The organism is Paraburkholderia sp. EG304, assembly GCF_046543485.1.
Taxonomy (GTDB): domain Bacteria; phylum Pseudomonadota; class Gammaproteobacteria; order Burkholderiales; family Burkholderiaceae; genus Paraburkholderia; species Paraburkholderia youngii.
Window position 1 is genome coordinate 1 of sequence record NZ_JBKGUA010000501.1, and the last position, 251, is coordinate 251.

The 251-nt window shown below is 59.4% G+C and carries 1 pseudogene; it reads left to right on the plus strand.

From position 1 onward, the window contains the following. Nucleotides 1-59 precede the first annotated feature (59 nt). Nucleotides 60-251, plus strand: a pseudogene (locus ACLFKU_RS44910) (hypothetical protein); the annotation flags it as partial.

Below are 251 nucleotides of genomic sequence, written 5' to 3' on the forward strand. Positions count from 1 at the left end.
GAAGACCGCACGCCGGATGAGGCATACTTCGCGACACTGCCTGCGATCAAATCGGCAGCATGAACGCCCCGGTGGTTCCACTTAAAAATCTCGGGACCCTGCCCGAACAAGCGGCGCCACCTCTGACGTCCGAGATCGTTCGCGTGTGGCACGACGACCGTTCTGTAGGAGACGGCAGTGCCATGCTGTACCTCAGATGGATACGGTATTTCAGGGACTACTGTGAGCAGTGCGGGCTTGACGAACGCGCT